General features: G+C 40.2%; 13 protein-coding genes. All 13 read left to right on the top strand.

Annotated features, from left to right (window positions below; genetic code table 11):
* Positions 1-2 precede the first annotated feature (2 nt).
* The 13 genes from AC0VYO_RS11440 (at position 3) to AC0VYO_RS11500 (ending at position 15,553) form a co-directional block, all read left to right on the top strand.
* Complete coding sequence (locus tag AC0VYO_RS11440; protein WP_475367544.1) at positions 3-662, top strand: potassium channel family protein; 660 nt, start codon at positions 3-5, stop codon at positions 660-662.
* Positions 663-922: 260 nt separating this feature from the next.
* Positions 923-3,673 carry a phosphoenolpyruvate carboxylase gene (gene ppc / locus AC0VYO_RS11445; RefSeq protein ID WP_475367545.1) on the top strand — a complete coding sequence of 917 codons (2,751 nt, stop codon included), beginning with the start codon at positions 923-925 and terminating at the stop codon, positions 3,671-3,673.
* Positions 3,674-3,812: 139 nt separating this feature from the next.
* Positions 3,813-4,616 (top strand): CAP domain-containing protein, encoded by an 804-nt coding sequence (locus AC0VYO_RS11450; protein ID WP_430246527.1) that lies wholly within the window; start codon positions 3,813-3,815, stop codon positions 4,614-4,616.
* A gap of 167 nt (positions 4,617-4,783) precedes the next feature.
* Complete coding sequence (locus tag AC0VYO_RS11455; protein ID WP_475367546.1) at positions 4,784-5,959, top strand: acyl-CoA dehydrogenase family protein; 1,176 nt, start codon at positions 4,784-4,786, stop codon at positions 5,957-5,959.
* Positions 5,960-5,969: 10 nt separating this feature from the next.
* Positions 5,970-6,419 (top strand): MaoC family dehydratase N-terminal domain-containing protein, encoded by a 450-nt coding sequence (locus AC0VYO_RS11460; protein WP_475365219.1) that lies wholly within the window; start codon positions 5,970-5,972, stop codon positions 6,417-6,419.
* Complete coding sequence (locus tag AC0VYO_RS11465) at positions 6,416-6,817, top strand: MaoC/PaaZ C-terminal domain-containing protein (protein ID WP_475367547.1); 402 nt, start codon at positions 6,416-6,418, stop codon at positions 6,815-6,817. The genes AC0VYO_RS11460 and AC0VYO_RS11465 overlap by 4 nt, the downstream gene beginning before the upstream one ends.
* A 171-nt stretch (positions 6,818-6,988) precedes the next feature.
* Positions 6,989-8,560, top strand: coding sequence for a flotillin family protein (locus AC0VYO_RS11470; RefSeq protein ID WP_475367548.1), 1,572 nt, complete (start codon positions 6,989-6,991; stop codon positions 8,558-8,560).
* Between the two features lie 141 nt (positions 8,561-8,701).
* Positions 8,702-10,081, top strand: a complete 1,380-nt coding sequence (locus AC0VYO_RS11475) for an FAD-binding oxidoreductase (protein ID WP_475367549.1) — start codon at positions 8,702-8,704, stop codon at positions 10,079-10,081.
* 111 nt (positions 10,082-10,192) lie between these two features.
* Positions 10,193-11,065 carry a 3-hydroxyacyl-CoA dehydrogenase family protein gene (locus tag AC0VYO_RS11480; protein ID WP_475367550.1) on the top strand — a complete coding sequence of 291 codons (873 nt, stop codon included), beginning with the start codon at positions 10,193-10,195 and terminating at the stop codon, positions 11,063-11,065.
* An 18-nt stretch (positions 11,066-11,083) separates the two neighbouring features.
* Positions 11,084-12,232: an acyl-CoA dehydrogenase family protein gene (locus AC0VYO_RS11485; protein ID WP_475367551.1), complete on the top strand. Its 1,149-nt coding sequence runs from the start codon at positions 11,084-11,086 to the stop codon at positions 12,230-12,232.
* Between the two features lie 14 nt (positions 12,233-12,246).
* Positions 12,247-13,434 carry a thiolase family protein gene (locus AC0VYO_RS11490; protein WP_475367552.1) on the top strand — a complete coding sequence of 396 codons (1,188 nt, stop codon included), beginning with the start codon at positions 12,247-12,249 and terminating at the stop codon, positions 13,432-13,434.
* 96 nt (positions 13,435-13,530) lie between these two features.
* Positions 13,531-14,001, top strand: a complete 471-nt coding sequence (locus tag AC0VYO_RS11495; RefSeq protein WP_194221706.1) for a GNAT family N-acetyltransferase — start codon at positions 13,531-13,533, stop codon at positions 13,999-14,001.
* Positions 14,002-14,077: 76 nt separating this feature from the next.
* On the top strand, positions 14,078-15,553 hold the full coding sequence (locus tag AC0VYO_RS11500; protein WP_430246543.1) for a flavin monoamine oxidase family protein: 1,476 nt from the start codon (positions 14,078-14,080) through the stop codon (positions 15,551-15,553).
* Positions 15,554-15,579 lie beyond the last annotated feature (26 nt).

Consider the following 15,579-nt stretch of genomic DNA (forward strand, 5'->3'; position numbering starts at 1 on the left):
TCATGCGAAAACAATTTCTAGTGATCGGTGCTGGTCGATTTGCGAAAGGCATTATTCGTGAACTATATGAGCAAAAATGTGATGTTGTCGTTTGTGATAAAGATGAGGGACCGCTAGAAGATATAGATGACTACACAACACATTCAATCGTTGGTGATTTAAGAGAAAATCGAGTGATGGATGATTTAAACGTAGAACAGTACGATGCTGTTTTTGTAGCTATAGGAACTGATGCCTATTCAGCTATTTTAATTACAAATCGTCTTCGTGACCGAAAAGCAAAGAAAATTATTACTAAAGCAGTGAGTCGAGAAATAGGAGAAATCCTGTCTAACTTAGGGGCTGATCAGGTCATATATCCTGAGGAAGAAGCAGGGATGAAAGTGGCCAAACAAATCATGATGCCTAACGTCCTTGAATACATTGAAATTACGAAGAATGTATCAGCTATTGAAGTAGAGGTACCAGAAGAACTGATTGGAAAAACATTACTTGAACTTGATTTCTCTAGAAAATACGAGTTAAACATTTCTCTCATCTTGCGAAAAGAAGCCCCCATCTTAAGTCGCTATGCCGAAGTGGCTTTCCAAAAAGGGGATGTGATTTTGATGGTAGGAGAGAATAAAAAAATAGAACGTTTTAAACATAAGTTTTCTATTTAGTAACAGGGGTAACCATAAGCATATAAACACCAAAAAATCCGCATACTATTGCGGATTTTTTTATGAAAATGCAAAAAAATAAAAAAATATTTGTATCCGTTTTCATTCCTTTATTACCAGTACTAAGGCCTTATATCCATTCCAAAAAACGGTGTCATAAAAGATGACAAGAATAAAATTTCTTGTTTATAATAAGTTTATTGAAATATTTTTAATATTTGGTATTAAGTTATTAGAAGAAAAAGAAAGGTTGATCGGACATGACAATTGATACGGCACATTCAACTCAACAAAGTCACCACGTTGCCCTAAGGCGTGACATTAACATGCTGGGAAGCCTACTCGGTGACGTTTTAGTGCAGCATGGCGGCAAAGAACTTCTAGATATGGTGGAATCCATTCGCGAGAAAACAAAATCTCTTCGGAATGTTGCTGATTTGGAAACTTCTCAACAATTAAAAGAAACGATCCAAACGCTCCAACCTCCTATGAGAAAACAGGTTATTCGAGCATTTGCCCTTTATTTTCATCTTGTCAATATTGCGGAACAAAATCACAGAATTCGCAGACGTCGAGATTATCAAATGTTAGAAGAAGAGCAGTCGCAACCTGGTTCAATTCCTCATGCTATTGCCTTACTTAAAAAGAATAATGTTCCTGGGGAATTGATTGAAGATACGCTATCTTCCATTTCATTGGAATTAATCCTTACAGCACATCCAACTGAAGCGACAAGACGATCTGTGCTAGAAATTCATAAAAGAATTGCAACATCACTTAAACAGCTAGACAATCCTTTACTTACAAAACGAGAGCAAAAGGCATTAAAGGCTGATCTATTGAATGAAATCACAACACTATGGCAAACGGACGAGTTACGTCATAAGAAGCCTTCTGTGATGGATGAAGTGAATATGGGACTGTTTTATTTTGAGGAAACGTTATTTGAAGTGCTTCCTCAAATTCATCAAGAGCTTGAAGAGTGTTTGCGTGACCATTACCCTGATGCTAAATGGGAAGTACCTAACATTTTGAAATTTGGTTCATGGATAGGTGGGGATCGAGACGGAAATCCATTCGTTACCCCTGAGATGACATGGAATACGCTCGAAAGACAACGGGATGTAGTCATTACAAAATACAAAGACTCAGTGAAAAATTTAATGCGGCAGCTAAGCCAGTCGACGAACCGCATCGCCATTTGTCCAGAATTGACAAAATCAATTGAAGAAGATCAAAATCGCATACCTGATACGAAAGAGTGGGGCGTTCCACATGAAGCTTATCGCGTAAAGCTTGCTTATGTATTAGAAAAACTTCAGCGCGTTAATCGTGAGAACGGATACAAAAACTCAGAAGAATTTATAACAGATCTGAAGTTAATAGGAAATAGCTTGAAACAGCACTTTCCTGAAGGGTCCCACTTCACAGAGTTGAATAAGCTTATTCGTCAGGCATCTCTTTTTGGTTTTCATCTCGCTACTTTAGATGTTCGAAACCATAGCGGTGAACATGAGGGGGCTATCGCAGAAATTTTAAGTCGTGTAAATCTGGCTGAGAATTACGCCGAATTAGATGAAGAAGAAAAGGTTCAGTTACTCAATCGTCTTCTTGAAGACCCACGACCAGTTCTTTCTACCTATGAGGATTATTCGGAGAAAACACAAAAAATACTCGATATCTTTACGATGATTAAAAAAGCTCACAAAGAGTTTGGTCCTCAATCAATTTCTGTATACTTAATCAGTATGACCGAATCAGCTAGTGACCTTCTTGAGGTACTCGTTCTTGCTAAGGAAGCAAATATTTACCGTCTACACGCAGACGGTAGCGTTGAAAGTGATTTAAATATTGCTCCTTTACTTGAAACAATCGATGATCTTAAAGCTGGTCCTGCTATTATGGAGAAGCTCTTTGATCTTCCAGTCTACAAACATCACTTAGAAAAGCATGATCAACATCAGGAAATTATGCTGGGGTATTCCGATGGAAGCAAGGATGGTGGAACACTAACAGCTAACTGGAAGCTATATCAAGCTCAACAAGAAATTAGTCGGATCGCTTCTGACCGTAACCTTCGACTTAAATTCTTCCATGGTCGCGGTGGAGCGCTTGGCCGTGGTGGCGGTCCACTACGAAGAAGTCTATTGTCGCAACCTCCTGAAACATATACGGCTGGTGTAAAGATTACGGAGCAAGGAGAGGTTCTATCTTCTCGTTACTTGCTTTACGATATTGCTTATCGAAGTCTAGAACAAGCGACGACAACCTTGTTATCATCTGCCGTATCAGGGATCGAAAAAGATGTTAGACAAGAGAAGTGGCATGAAATTATGGAAGAAATTTCGGCTGTTTCCCTTAAATCTTATCAATCCCTCGTATTTGAGGATGATGGGTTCCTGGCTTACTTTAAACAAGGAACGCCATTACCAGAACTTGGCGCATTAAACATTGGTTCCCGTCCAATGAGCAGAAAAGGTACAGACCACTTCGATGACTTACGTGCAATCCCATGGGTATTCGCTTGGACTCAAAGTCGCCAGTTAATGCCAGCGTGGTATGCGTCAGGTACCGGTCTTACCGAGTTCGCTGCAACAGAAGAAGGATTAAGCAGTCTAAAAGAAATGTATGCGAATTGGCCGTTCTTTGCATCTCTTATCGATAACTTGCAAATGGGATTAATGAAAGCAGATCTCGCTACAGCAGAAAAATATATGTTCTTAATTGATGATGAACACCTAGCGAACCGCATCTTCGGAAAAATCGTCGATGAATACCATCGTACAAAAGATGTCATTTTAACGATTACCGGACAGGAAGAATTACTTGATGGTACGCCAAACATTAAAGATTCGATCCGTTTACGAAATCCGTATGTTGATCCACTAAGTTCTCTCCAAGTGGAACTTATCTCAACGTATCGATCCAACGGTAGTGAGGACGACGAGCTTCTGAAAGAAATTCTCCTCACAATCAATGGAATTGCGGCTGGCCTACGAAATACAGGCTGATCGTACAGTCCTCCTCATTATTATGAGGGGGATTTTTTACATGTTAAATGCTCTCGGTATTCTCGATTTTTACCACAAATACTTTGCCCTCTAATAGAAAAACTAAGACGGTAACAAAAGAATCAAAGGAGGGCAACGTATGTACAAAAAGTTAATGCCGTTATTATTGCCGGGTTTATTGCTTCTTGGAGCATGTAATGCGAATAATAACGATGAAGCGTTAAATATCAATAAAACTAGTTCACCTACAGAGGGTATTCAGCGAATAAACAGTGGTCAGCTAACGATCGATCCTAATTCATATAGCACTGAAACACCAAGTGGTAAATTCCCTCATGGTGAAATGGTTCAGGATGGTCAGTTCGAATTCAATGAAGCACTTCCTAATGTTGATCCAAGAGAATATTTACCTGAAGGATTCCCAGAGCAATACGGAATCGGTGGCAAGGAAGAACAACAGCGTCAACAAAAAATGAGACCTGATCAAAATACAGGTCAATCAGAGTCAAATCAAAAAGCCGCACCGAATCAAGAGAAGTCTCCAACCTCCGAACCATCAGGGGAAATCACGAAAGAAGTCCAGCAAGTGATCGATTTAACAAACAAAGAACGAAAAAAGCAAGGGCTTTCTGCACTAAAAGCAATGCCATCATTAAGCGATGTCGCACAGGAAAAATCACGCGACATGCAGCAAAAAAATTACTTTTCTCACACAAGCCCTACGTACGGATCTCCATTTGATATGATGAGGGACTTCGGCGTAGATTTTAATACGGCTGGAGAAAACATCGCACAAGGTCAGCAATCACCAGAAGCCGTGGTTGATGCTTGGATGAAAAGTGAAGGTCACCGTAAAAACATCATGAACAGCAGTTTTACTCACATTGGGGTGGGACTTGCTCAGGATGGTCATTATTGGACACAGATGTTTATTGGAAAATAGTACAGCAGGTGAAAGGGTCATGTACGTGACTCTTTCGCTTTTTTATTGAAAAAATTTCAAGAATCTACATAATGAAGAAGGAGGTCTCTTTACTTTGTCGAATCAAGATACTAACCGGTTAGTAAGTAATCGTCTAAATATGATAAACTCACAAGGAGAGATGACCGATGGATTTACGATTAACTGACGAACAAGTGATGGTTCAAAAAACGATTCGGAAATTTGTAGAAAATGAGTTAATCCCTTTAGAAAATGATGTACTTCGAAATGAACGTGCAGGAAAGCCAGGCGTATCCGCCGAAAAGATGGAGGAGCTTCAGCAAAAAGCGAAAAAAGCAGGATTCTGGGGAATTAATACACCAGAGGAATATGGTGGCGCTGACCTTGGTCAAATGATGCTTGCCATTGTGATGATGGAAGTTTCTAAAACATTTGTCCCGTTTCGTTTTGGTGGATCAGCAGACAATATCTTGTATTACGCCAATGAAGAGCAGAAGGAAAAGTACCTCCTGCCGACCATTAATGGTGAAAAAAAATCATGCTTCGCTATGACAGAACCCGGCGCGGGATCAGATACGCGCAACATTAAAATGACTGCAGTACGGGATGGGGATAATTGGGTTCTTAACGGAGAGAAAACGTTTATCACTGGCGGAAATGAAGCAGATTTTGTGATGGTTATTGCCATTACAGATAAAGAAAAACACGCAGCTACAGGTAGAGATGGTGTCACGTGTTTTATTGCGGACCGAGAGATGGGATGGAAATCTGAATACATCCACACAATGGGAGAATGGGGACCTGCTGGCCTAGTCTTTGACAATGTACGTGTGCCACACGAAAATATCCTTGGTGAAGTAGATGGAGGATACAATCTCGGACTTGAGTGGATCGGGTTTGCTCGCTGGATTGTTGGTGCGACAGCGGTAGGAGCAGGCGAAAGATTGTTGAAAATGGCGATTGACTATGCAAATGAAAGAGAAACATTTGGAAAGCCCATCGCAGAACGTCAAGCGATTCAATGGCAAATCGCCGATTCAGCTGTTGAAATAGAGGCCGCTAAATGGCTGGTGCTTAACGCAGCGTATACACTTGATGAAGGGAAAGATAATCGACAACTTGCATCGATGGCGAAATTATATGGATCTAACATGGGGAATCGCGTTGTAGACCGCGTTTTACAAATTCATGGTGGTATGGGCTATACGAAAGAGCTACCAATTGAACGCTGGTACCGAGAAGCTCGCCTTTGGAGGATCTATGACGGAACGGATGAAATTCAACGATTAATCATTGCTAGAAACCTGCTGAAAGGGCATGTGAAAGTAGGACAATACGCTTAGGAGGGTATTTATGTTTGAATCGCTCATTGGGACCCGGTCCAATCCTGTAAAAAACATTGTTGAGCGCGGTTCGTTGAAAGCGTTCTCAAAAGCAATTGGAGATGAATCGCCTATTTATATCGATGAAGCAGTAGGAATGCGCTCAAGATACGGAGCAAACATCGCGCCGCCTACATATCCAAGAGTATTTGACTATGGAGAAATAAACGGATTTGATTTACCAAATGTCGGATTGATTCACGGAAAACAATCATTTCACTATGAGCGTCCACTTCTAGTTGGAGAAACGGTGATGTGCTCGACATCACTTGAAAACTATTATGAGCGAAAAGGAAAGAGCGGCTTGCTTGGTTTTCTCATACTAAAACGATACGGAGAAGAGCCAAATGGAAAACTCATTTTTACAGAAGAGCAAGTGGTTATTATTACTGAAGCAGTGAGAAAGGGGATGAAATCATGAAGATGGCTAATGACTTTGAAGTGGGGACACAGCTAGAAATCACTCTCCCTCCTGTTTCAAGGTTAGATCTTATTAAATATGCCGGGGCATCCGGAGATTTCAACCCAATTCATACGATTGACGAAGAGGCTGCAAAAGCAGGGCTCCCAGGTATCATTGCTCACGGAATGTGGACGATGGGAAACCTATCAAAGCTATTTACTCCCTATTTTGAAGAAGGTTTCCTAGAAGATTATTCTGTTGCTTTTAAAGGAATGGTTTTCTTAAACGATGATATTACTCTTCAATCATCACTCGTTTCCATTCAAAATGATCGGTATTATTTTGATGTGCTCGCTATTAATCAAAATGAAGAAACAGTTGTGAAAGGATCAGCGACACTTAAAAGATACCAATAAAACTAAATAAATAACTCTCCATTTGAAACGAACCATTCACGGGTTCGTTTTCTTTTTGCAATAAAATCGTTAATTCGATTAATTCTGAAACTTTATTTGTTCCAAATCGTAGAAATTAAGGAAGGCAGTTACATAGCAACCTTTACAATTTTTCGAAAGGATGATGCAAGCATGATGGAATTTATCGGATTAATCATCTCCGGTATCATTTTGTTTATATTATTAGTGGCTGGTGGGATTGGCTTTTTTATTTTCAAAAGAAGATACAAAACCGCTAGCTCAAACCAAGCGCTGATTATTACAGGACCAAAACTAGGCGATGCTGAAAAAGACAATCGAATCTTCGTAGATGACAACGGCCGCAGTATGAAAATTGTACGCGGTGGCGGGATACGATTAAAGCTATTCCAAACAAGTACACCGATTGATCTAACATCATTTCAATTAGAAATTGCTTCACCAAAAGCCTATACTTCAGAAGGTGTTCCAATTAGAGCGACAAGTGTCGCAGAGATTAGTATTGGAAGTAAACTTGAAATTGTCGCGAACTATGCAGAAAAATTTCTAGGTAAGCCTCAAAAAGAAAAAGAACGTGAATTAAAAGAAGTTCTTGAAGGACACCTTCGCGCCATCATTTCTTCCCTTACAGTCGACGAAATTTACAAAGACTTCAATTCAGTGAACAAAAAAGTGAAAAACATTGCTGAAGAAGATCTTAAAAATCTTGGTTTTGAAATTACGTCGTTTGCTTTAAAAGAATTAAAAGATGACGATGAAGAGAATGGATATCTAGAAGCGCTTGGGCGTCCAAGAATTGCGGAAGCACGAAAAGACGCTGATATTGCGGAAGCAAATGCAAGACGTGAAACCCGTATGCATAAAGCCAAAACAGATCAAGAAGCAGAAGAAGATGAGATTAGACGACAAATTGAGATTGCACGCTCTCAAAAAGACAAAGATGTGAAAGAAGCCGAGTACAAAGCTGAAATTGAACAGGGGCGCGCACGTTCTGAACAGTCTTACAACCTAGAACAGGCGAGATTAAATCAGAAAGTAAAAGAAGAAGAGATGCAAGTTCAGTACATTGAACGTCAACGTCAAGTGGAATTGGAACAAGAGGAACAGAAGCGTCGAAAAACTCAGGCTGATTCAAATGCATACGATATTCGTGCAAATGCCGAAGCAGAAGCAGAGCGCGATCGTATTGATGGACAAACAAAAGCTGATATTGAAAAGCAAAAAGGACTAGCTGAAGCGGAAGTTATTAGAGAACGTGGCCGAGCGGAGGCAGAAGCAAAAGAATTAATGGCTCAAGCAATGGAAAATTACGGTGATGCTGCGATTATTGAAATGCTTGTTGACATGTTGCCGAAATATGCACACGAAATTGCTCAGCCGCTATCTCAGATTTCAGAAATGAAAGTGATTGATCTAGGAGGTAGTAATAGTAGTGGTTCAACCAAAATAACCGATAACGTCACGAAAACAATGACAGGTCTTCAAGCAAGTCTGAAGGAATCAACGGGAATGGATTTGAAAGCTATGTTAGAAAGCTTTGTTTCTAGAGGGCAATACGACTCTTTCTCCGCTAATGATCAAGTTAATGATCAAGACTCTAAAGATGAGAAAGAAGAGGACCCCAGCACATATGATAGCCAATATGAAGTCGCCACCGCTTATGAAGAAGAGAATGAAAAAGAAGCACAAGAAAATATTGAACAATCGGAAGAAGAAAACAAGTAACACTGTTAAAGTCTGGCAAAAGCCAGGCTTTTCTTTTTGACTTATTGCTATAAGAATTGACGTTATGAAAACAGTAATGATAAAGTAATGAGAGTATTATCAGAAAAGTGTTAATTTTACATAAGAGTGGAGGAAAGCTATATGAAAATCGTATCTTTGCTTTCAACATTTATAGACGACGATCAAATTAGTGTTAATGCAACGATTCTCGAACAACATAGCAAAGATGAATCTTATCATACGCCACACGATCCGGACGTTGTTGTTTTCCCAAGAACAACCGAGCAAGTAAGTAAAATTATGAAAGCGGCCAATGAGCATAGGATTCCCATCGTGCCATTTGGCTTGGGATCTAGTCTTGAAGGGCATGTGATTCCATATCATGGCGGTATTTCAATTGATTTTCAATTGATGAACCAAGTTCTCGAAGTTCGACCAGAAGATTTTCTAGTACGCGTCCAACCAGGTGTCACACGTTCACAATTAAATAAAGAATTGAAAAAACACGGTCTCTTTTTCACAGTAGATCCAGGTGCGGATGCAACGTTAGGTGGCATGGCCTCAACAAATGCAAGCGGAACCACTTCAGTACGGTATGGTGTAATGCGTGATCAGGTTCGAGACATGGAAGTTGTTCTTGCCGATGGACGGGTCATCCATACCGGTAGCATGACTGCAAAGTCTTCATCAGGTTACCATTTAAATGGCCTTTTTGTAGGCTCAGAAGGGACACTTGGGACATTTACAGAATTAACACTCAACGTAAACGGCATACCAGAAGCTACGCTTGCAGGGCGAATCGTTTTTCCAACTGTAGAGCGAGCTGTAGCCACCGTTACTAATATTCTTCACGCAGCCATTCCGGTCGCTAGAATCGAACTAGTAGACGCACGCTCAGTACAACAGGTGAACAAAACAAATGAAACCAACTATATCGAAAAACCAACGTTATTTGTTGAATTTCATGGTAATGAAGCGGGGTTAAATCAAGATGTTACCTTTGCCAAAAGCATCGCAGAAGACAATGATTGCGAAGAATTTATATTTGAGCACGATACGAAGAAAAGAGCGCTTCTTTGGGAAGCGCGACATAATCTTGCTTACTCCTTTAGTCATGGTTCTCCAGGAAAAAAGATGATGGTAACAGATGTATGTGTTCCCATTTCAGAGTTAACTGGCGCCATTCTCGATGCACGAAAAGCCATCGAGAAATTTGATTTAGACGGAGCTCTACTGGGGCATGTAGGGGACGGGAATTATCATGCTATTGTGATGATTAATCCCGATGACCCCATTGAACTTGAAAAGGCAAACAAGCTAAACCAACACCTAGTGCACTATGCTCTAGATCGTGGCGGAACTTGCACTGGTGAGCATGGGGTAGGTACTGGCAAAGCTCAGTATCAGCAAAAAGAACATGGAGGTTCTCTCGAAGTCATGCTGGCATTGAAGAAAACGCTTGACCCTAATGGGATCCTAAATCCGGGGAAAATTTTCGTGACTGATCAAGTTTCATTCTAGATATGAAAGACCGTTCAAACAACTGAACGGTCTTTTTAATTTGAATCCTAAAAGGAACTAGTTGTCTTCTTCGAGAAGTAAGTGTAGTACAAAATGTAAGCGATTTCACTTATGTGTTTTTTAGGAGGACGAGAAATGACGATGACGAAAATTGCTGTTGTTGGGGCAGGTACAATGGGAAAAGGGATTGCTTTCTCAGCTGCAGCTGCAGGGCTTTCAGTGAAAATGCACGATGTTAGTGACGAGGCTTTGAAGCAAGCACAGATCTATGTAAAAGACCAATTTGAACGTTTGGTCAAGAAAGAGAAAATAACAAGAGAGCAAGCAACAAAAAGATTCAAAGGAATACAATTCACACACGAATTGAAAGAAGCCGTCTACGATTGTGATCTTGTGATCGAAGCAGTCCTTGAGGTAATGGAATTAAAAACAAGCATTTTTAAACAACTAGATGAGTTTGCTCCAGCTCACGCTATTCTTGCAACAAACACTTCGACAATGAGTCCAACCGAAATTGCCGCACAAACCATGCGCCCTGATCAATGTCTTGCTCTTCATTTTTTTAATCCGGTACCAAAGATGAAGCTCATTGAAGTCATTTGTGGGCTAGAAACATCTGAAGATACCATTGATAAAGCGATGCGGTTTGGAGAAACCATTGGAAAAGAATGCGTAAGAATCAATGAGTTTCCAGGCTTTGCAGTTAGTCGTATGAATTGTCTAATTGGCAACGAAGCGATGAATATGGTGATGGAAGGTGTAGCTACACCCGAAGACATTGATAAAGCCATGAAACTTGGTCTAAATCATCCAATGGGGCCTCTTGAACTAGCTGATCTTGTTGGTCTTGATACTCGACTACGCAATATGGAGTACTTATACAAAACACTAGGTGAAAAATATCGCCCCTGTCCCATTTTAACAAAGTACGTGAAGGCAGGAAGACTTGGGCGAAAAAGCGGAAGAGGCTTTTATACATATTAATAGAAAGAAGGGTTAAGATTGGACTTTCAGCTCGATCAAGACATCGAATATTTAAAAACGACTGTCCGAAACTTTGTAGAAAACGAAGTAGAAAAAGTAGCCATGACCATTGAGCGTGAAAATCAAATACCAGAACACATTATCGAAATGTCAAAAGAATTAGGTCTATTTGGTCTTAGTATTCCAGAAGAATATGGCGGACTTGGAATTGGAATGGTTGGAAAATGCGCTCTATATGAAGAATTAGGTAAAACGCATAACGGGTTTACTACTTTAATTGGAGCACATACGGGAATTGGTTCGGTTGGAATTGTTGAACTCGGTAATACCAAACAAAAGGAATATTATTTACCCGAAATGGCACGAGGAAACATGATAGGAGCCTTTGCTCTTACTGAGCCATCTGCAGGATCAAATGCTTCTAACTTGAAAACGACAGCCGTCAAACAAGGTAATAAATATATTCTAAACGGTACGAAGCATTACATTACTAACGCGACAGAAGCGAGCGTTTTTACCGTTATGGCTGTAACAGATCCTTCACAAGGTGCGAAGGGGATTACATCCTTTATCGTTGAAAAAGATTTCCCTGGCTTTCAAGTTGGTGCAGTGGAAGAAAAAATGGGGTTAAAAGGGTCACATTCAGCTGAGCTTATCTTTGATCATTGTGAAGTGCCAGAGGAAAATGTTCTTGGAAAAGTAGGAGAAGGGTATGTTAATGCATTAAAAATTTTGGCAAATGGTCGTGCAGGCCTTGCTGCTCGTAATCTTGGATCTTCCCAAAAGCTATTGGACTTATGCATGTCTTACGTGGAGGAGCGCATCCAATTTGACGTGCCGATCATTGAACACCAAGCTGTTGCCCATATGGTAGCTGAAATGGGAGTTGAAATTGAAGCACTTCGATCTTTTACTTATCGTGTCGCATGGATGGTTGAAGAAGGAAAAAAGGTCATTAAGGAAGCGGCAATGTTAAAGCTGTATGGATCTGAAGTATACAATAGAATCGCCGACAAGGCTCTACAAATTCACGGAGGGCTCGGTTACATTTCAGATTATCCGATTGAGCGATTTTTCCGTGACGCTCGGATCACCCGTATTTATGAAGGTACATCAGAAATTCAGAAAAACATCATTGCAGGTCAACTTCGTAAAGAATACAAATGAGGAGGTAAAAAGGAGTGGAAAACATCGTTATCGTAGAACCAGTTCGAACACCAGTAGGACGCTACGGTGGTGTCTTTAAAAATCTAAACTCTGGAAAGTTAGCTACCTATGCCATACAAGAAACACTAGCTCGATCAGGTCTTTCCCCTCACTTAGTAGAAGAAGTCATTTTAGGAGAAGTAAGACAAACAACCGAATCATCTAATGTAGCGAGAGTCGCTTCATTACGTGCTGGCATTCCTGAAACCTCTCCTGCATTTACAATCAATCGACTTTGCGCATCAGGTATGCAGTCTGTCGCCTCAGCAGTCCAACAAATTCAATCAAAGCAGGCATCTATTCTGATCGCAGGCGGAACAGAGAGTTTAAGTCAGGCTCCCATTTATTTAAGAAATAGCCGTTTCGGAGGAGACAAAACGCAATTAGTTGATTCTAATTCAGAAGCTGGACAACAGCCTGTTGAACAATATGGTTCTCATCTTGGCATGGGTATTACAGCAGAAAACGTAGCCGAACGTTACAAGATATCGCGGGATGAACAAGATGCTTTTGCAGCAGAAAGTCAGCGACGAGCAGCAGAAGCGATTGAAAAGGGTAAATTTAGAGATGAAATTGTTCCGGTCGAAATTCAAAATCGTCGTCAAACGAATCTTGTCGATCAAGATGAACATCCTCGTCCAGGCACAACAATTGAGAAACTTGGCAAATTAAAACCAGTATTTAAAGAGAACGGAACGGTGACAGCTGGCAATTCTTGCGGGAGGAATGATGGAGCTGTTGCCATGCTTGTGATGACTGAAATAAAAGCAAAAGAATTAGAGCTTCAACCCATTGCTAGAATCGTTGATTGGGCAACTTCTGGGGTTTCTCCTGAGATAATGGGAATCGGACCAATTCCAGCCTTTCGGAAACTTTTAGAACGCACAGGGAAAACGCTCGAGGAGATCGGTTTAATAGAGCTCAATGAAGCCTTTGCTGCTCAGGCACTCGCTGTTATTCGAGAACTTGAATTAGACATGAGCAAGGTAAACGTAAATGGAGGAGCTATAGCATTAGGTCATCCGCTCGGTGCTACAGGTGCTCGCATTCTAACCTCTTTGGTATATGAAATGAAGAAGAGAAACGAACGCTTTGGAATCGCAACATTATGCGTTGGCGGTGGACAGGGCATGGCCATGATGGTAGAAAGTATGAACGGATAGACTCTTATCGGAGGCGGCATCTGCCGTCTTTTTTGATGCGTTGTTTGCACTTGGGTTCTATAATAAAAAGAAAGAGAATCACGGAAGGGGAATGGCATGCATATCAGGCCTTTTAAAGAAAACGATTTAATAGAAATGATTGATCTTTTTTATGACACTGTTCATTCTATTAACCGGAGAGACTATACAAACATACAGGTAAATGCCTGGGCTAATAAAACTGAACTTAATAGGCGTCATGCATCATGGGGAGAGGAATTCGAACGAAACTTCACTTATGTTGCTACCTTAGACAAACAGATCGTAGGATTTTGCGATTTAACCTCTTCAGGACTGCTTGACCGTTTATATGTTCATAAAGACTACCAAAGAAAAGGAATCGCTTCCGAGCTCTTAGAAAAAGTGCAACAGACCGCACGTTTGAACAATATGGAACAGCTTCATACGGAAGCAAGCATAACGGCAGTTCCGTTTTTTAGAGAGCAAGGATTTTCACTAGTAAAAAGTCAGCTAGTTGAAAAAAACGGTATCCAACTTAAAAATTTTCTCATGGCGAAGGAGTTATAGGCAATAGTGATGTTAAAAACTAGTTCGTATAGTTTTTAAATGTAACTAATATGTTAGTGAAAAAAGGATGATGGTGATGTCTCGAGAATTCACTACGCCTCAATACCCTAACGAGATGCTTAATATCATTAAGAATGGATTGAAAAAATCGTCTTCACCAACGAACGTTATTGTTGTGGGAGCTGGCGTTGCAGGACTAGTATCAGCATCCTTGTTAAAGAAGGCCGGTCATCGAGTTACCATTCTAGAAGGAAACGATCGTGTTGGCGGGAGGGTTTACACTCTTAGAAAACCATTTACAGATGATAATTATCTTGATGTTGGCGCTATGCGTATTCCTACAACTCACAAATTAACGTATGAATATATCAGAAGATTTCAACTTAAAATGAATCGCTTCGTGAATTCCTCTCCAAGAGATATCATTTATGCTAATGGAGTTAGAACTACAAGAGAAAAATACGAAGCAGACCCTGATATCCTTCAATTTCCCGTTGAACCTCACGAAAAAGGAAAAACCGCTACGGAATTATTTTTATCAGCAGTTAATCCATTTTTACTGCTTTATAAAGAAGGTGACGCTCAACAAAAGAAATTCATTCGTAAAAAATTTGATCAGTATTCAATGGAGAATTTTCTTCGCTTCAATCCCATTGGTCCTTCGCTATCTCCAAATGCTGTTCGAATGGTTAAAGTACTTTTAGGCATTGAAGGATTTTCGGAACTATCCTTTATCGACATTCTAACCGATATCGTAAATACTGTTTTTAATACTGACATGGAATTTAACGAAATTACTGGTGGAAATGATCAATTGCCTCGGTCTTTTCTACCTGAGCTAGAAGAGAATCTCTTGTTAAATCAAAAAGTACACCGCCTCATTCAAAGACCACAAAGTGTTCAAATTCAGACGAGGAATCAACAAACAGGAATTATTGAAAAGTTTAACAGCGATTATGTTCTTATGACTGTGCCTTTTTCAGTGTTTCAATTTATAGAAGTTTATCCGTACCGTTCTTTTTCATTTGATAAATGGAAAGCGATCCGTGAGTTGCATTATGTAGCTTCTATTAAAATTGGGATTGAATTTAAAGACCGATTTTGGGAAAAAGAAGGGTTGAATGGTGCAAATACCATTTCGGATTTTCCTAATCGCTATACGTATACACCTAGTCGCACAGGTAATGAGCCAGGAGCTGGAGTCTTACTAGCAAGTTATAGCTGGGAAGATAACGCGATGTTATGGAATAGCTTAAATGATGATCAAAAAATCACACAATCCCTTGAAGATCTTGCAAAAATACATGGACCTAAAGTATTTGATGAGTACTTGACGAGCGCATCATTTAGCTGGAGTCAAAATCAATTCTCAGGAGGTTGCTTTACACTCTTTAAACCGAATCAAATTACCGAATTTGAAAGCATCGTAAAAAAACCTGAAGGAAGAGTTCACTTTGCAGGTGAGCACACATCAGATTTCCACGGGTGGATTGAAGGAGCAGTTGAATCTGGTGTTAGAGCGGCATTTGAAATCAATGAGCGCACGTTATAAATCCTTTTAATCTCATTTAACAGATC

It is taken from the genome of Anaerobacillus sp. 63XJN7_4_ISO-PGPR-S23-413 (assembly GCF_056173725.1).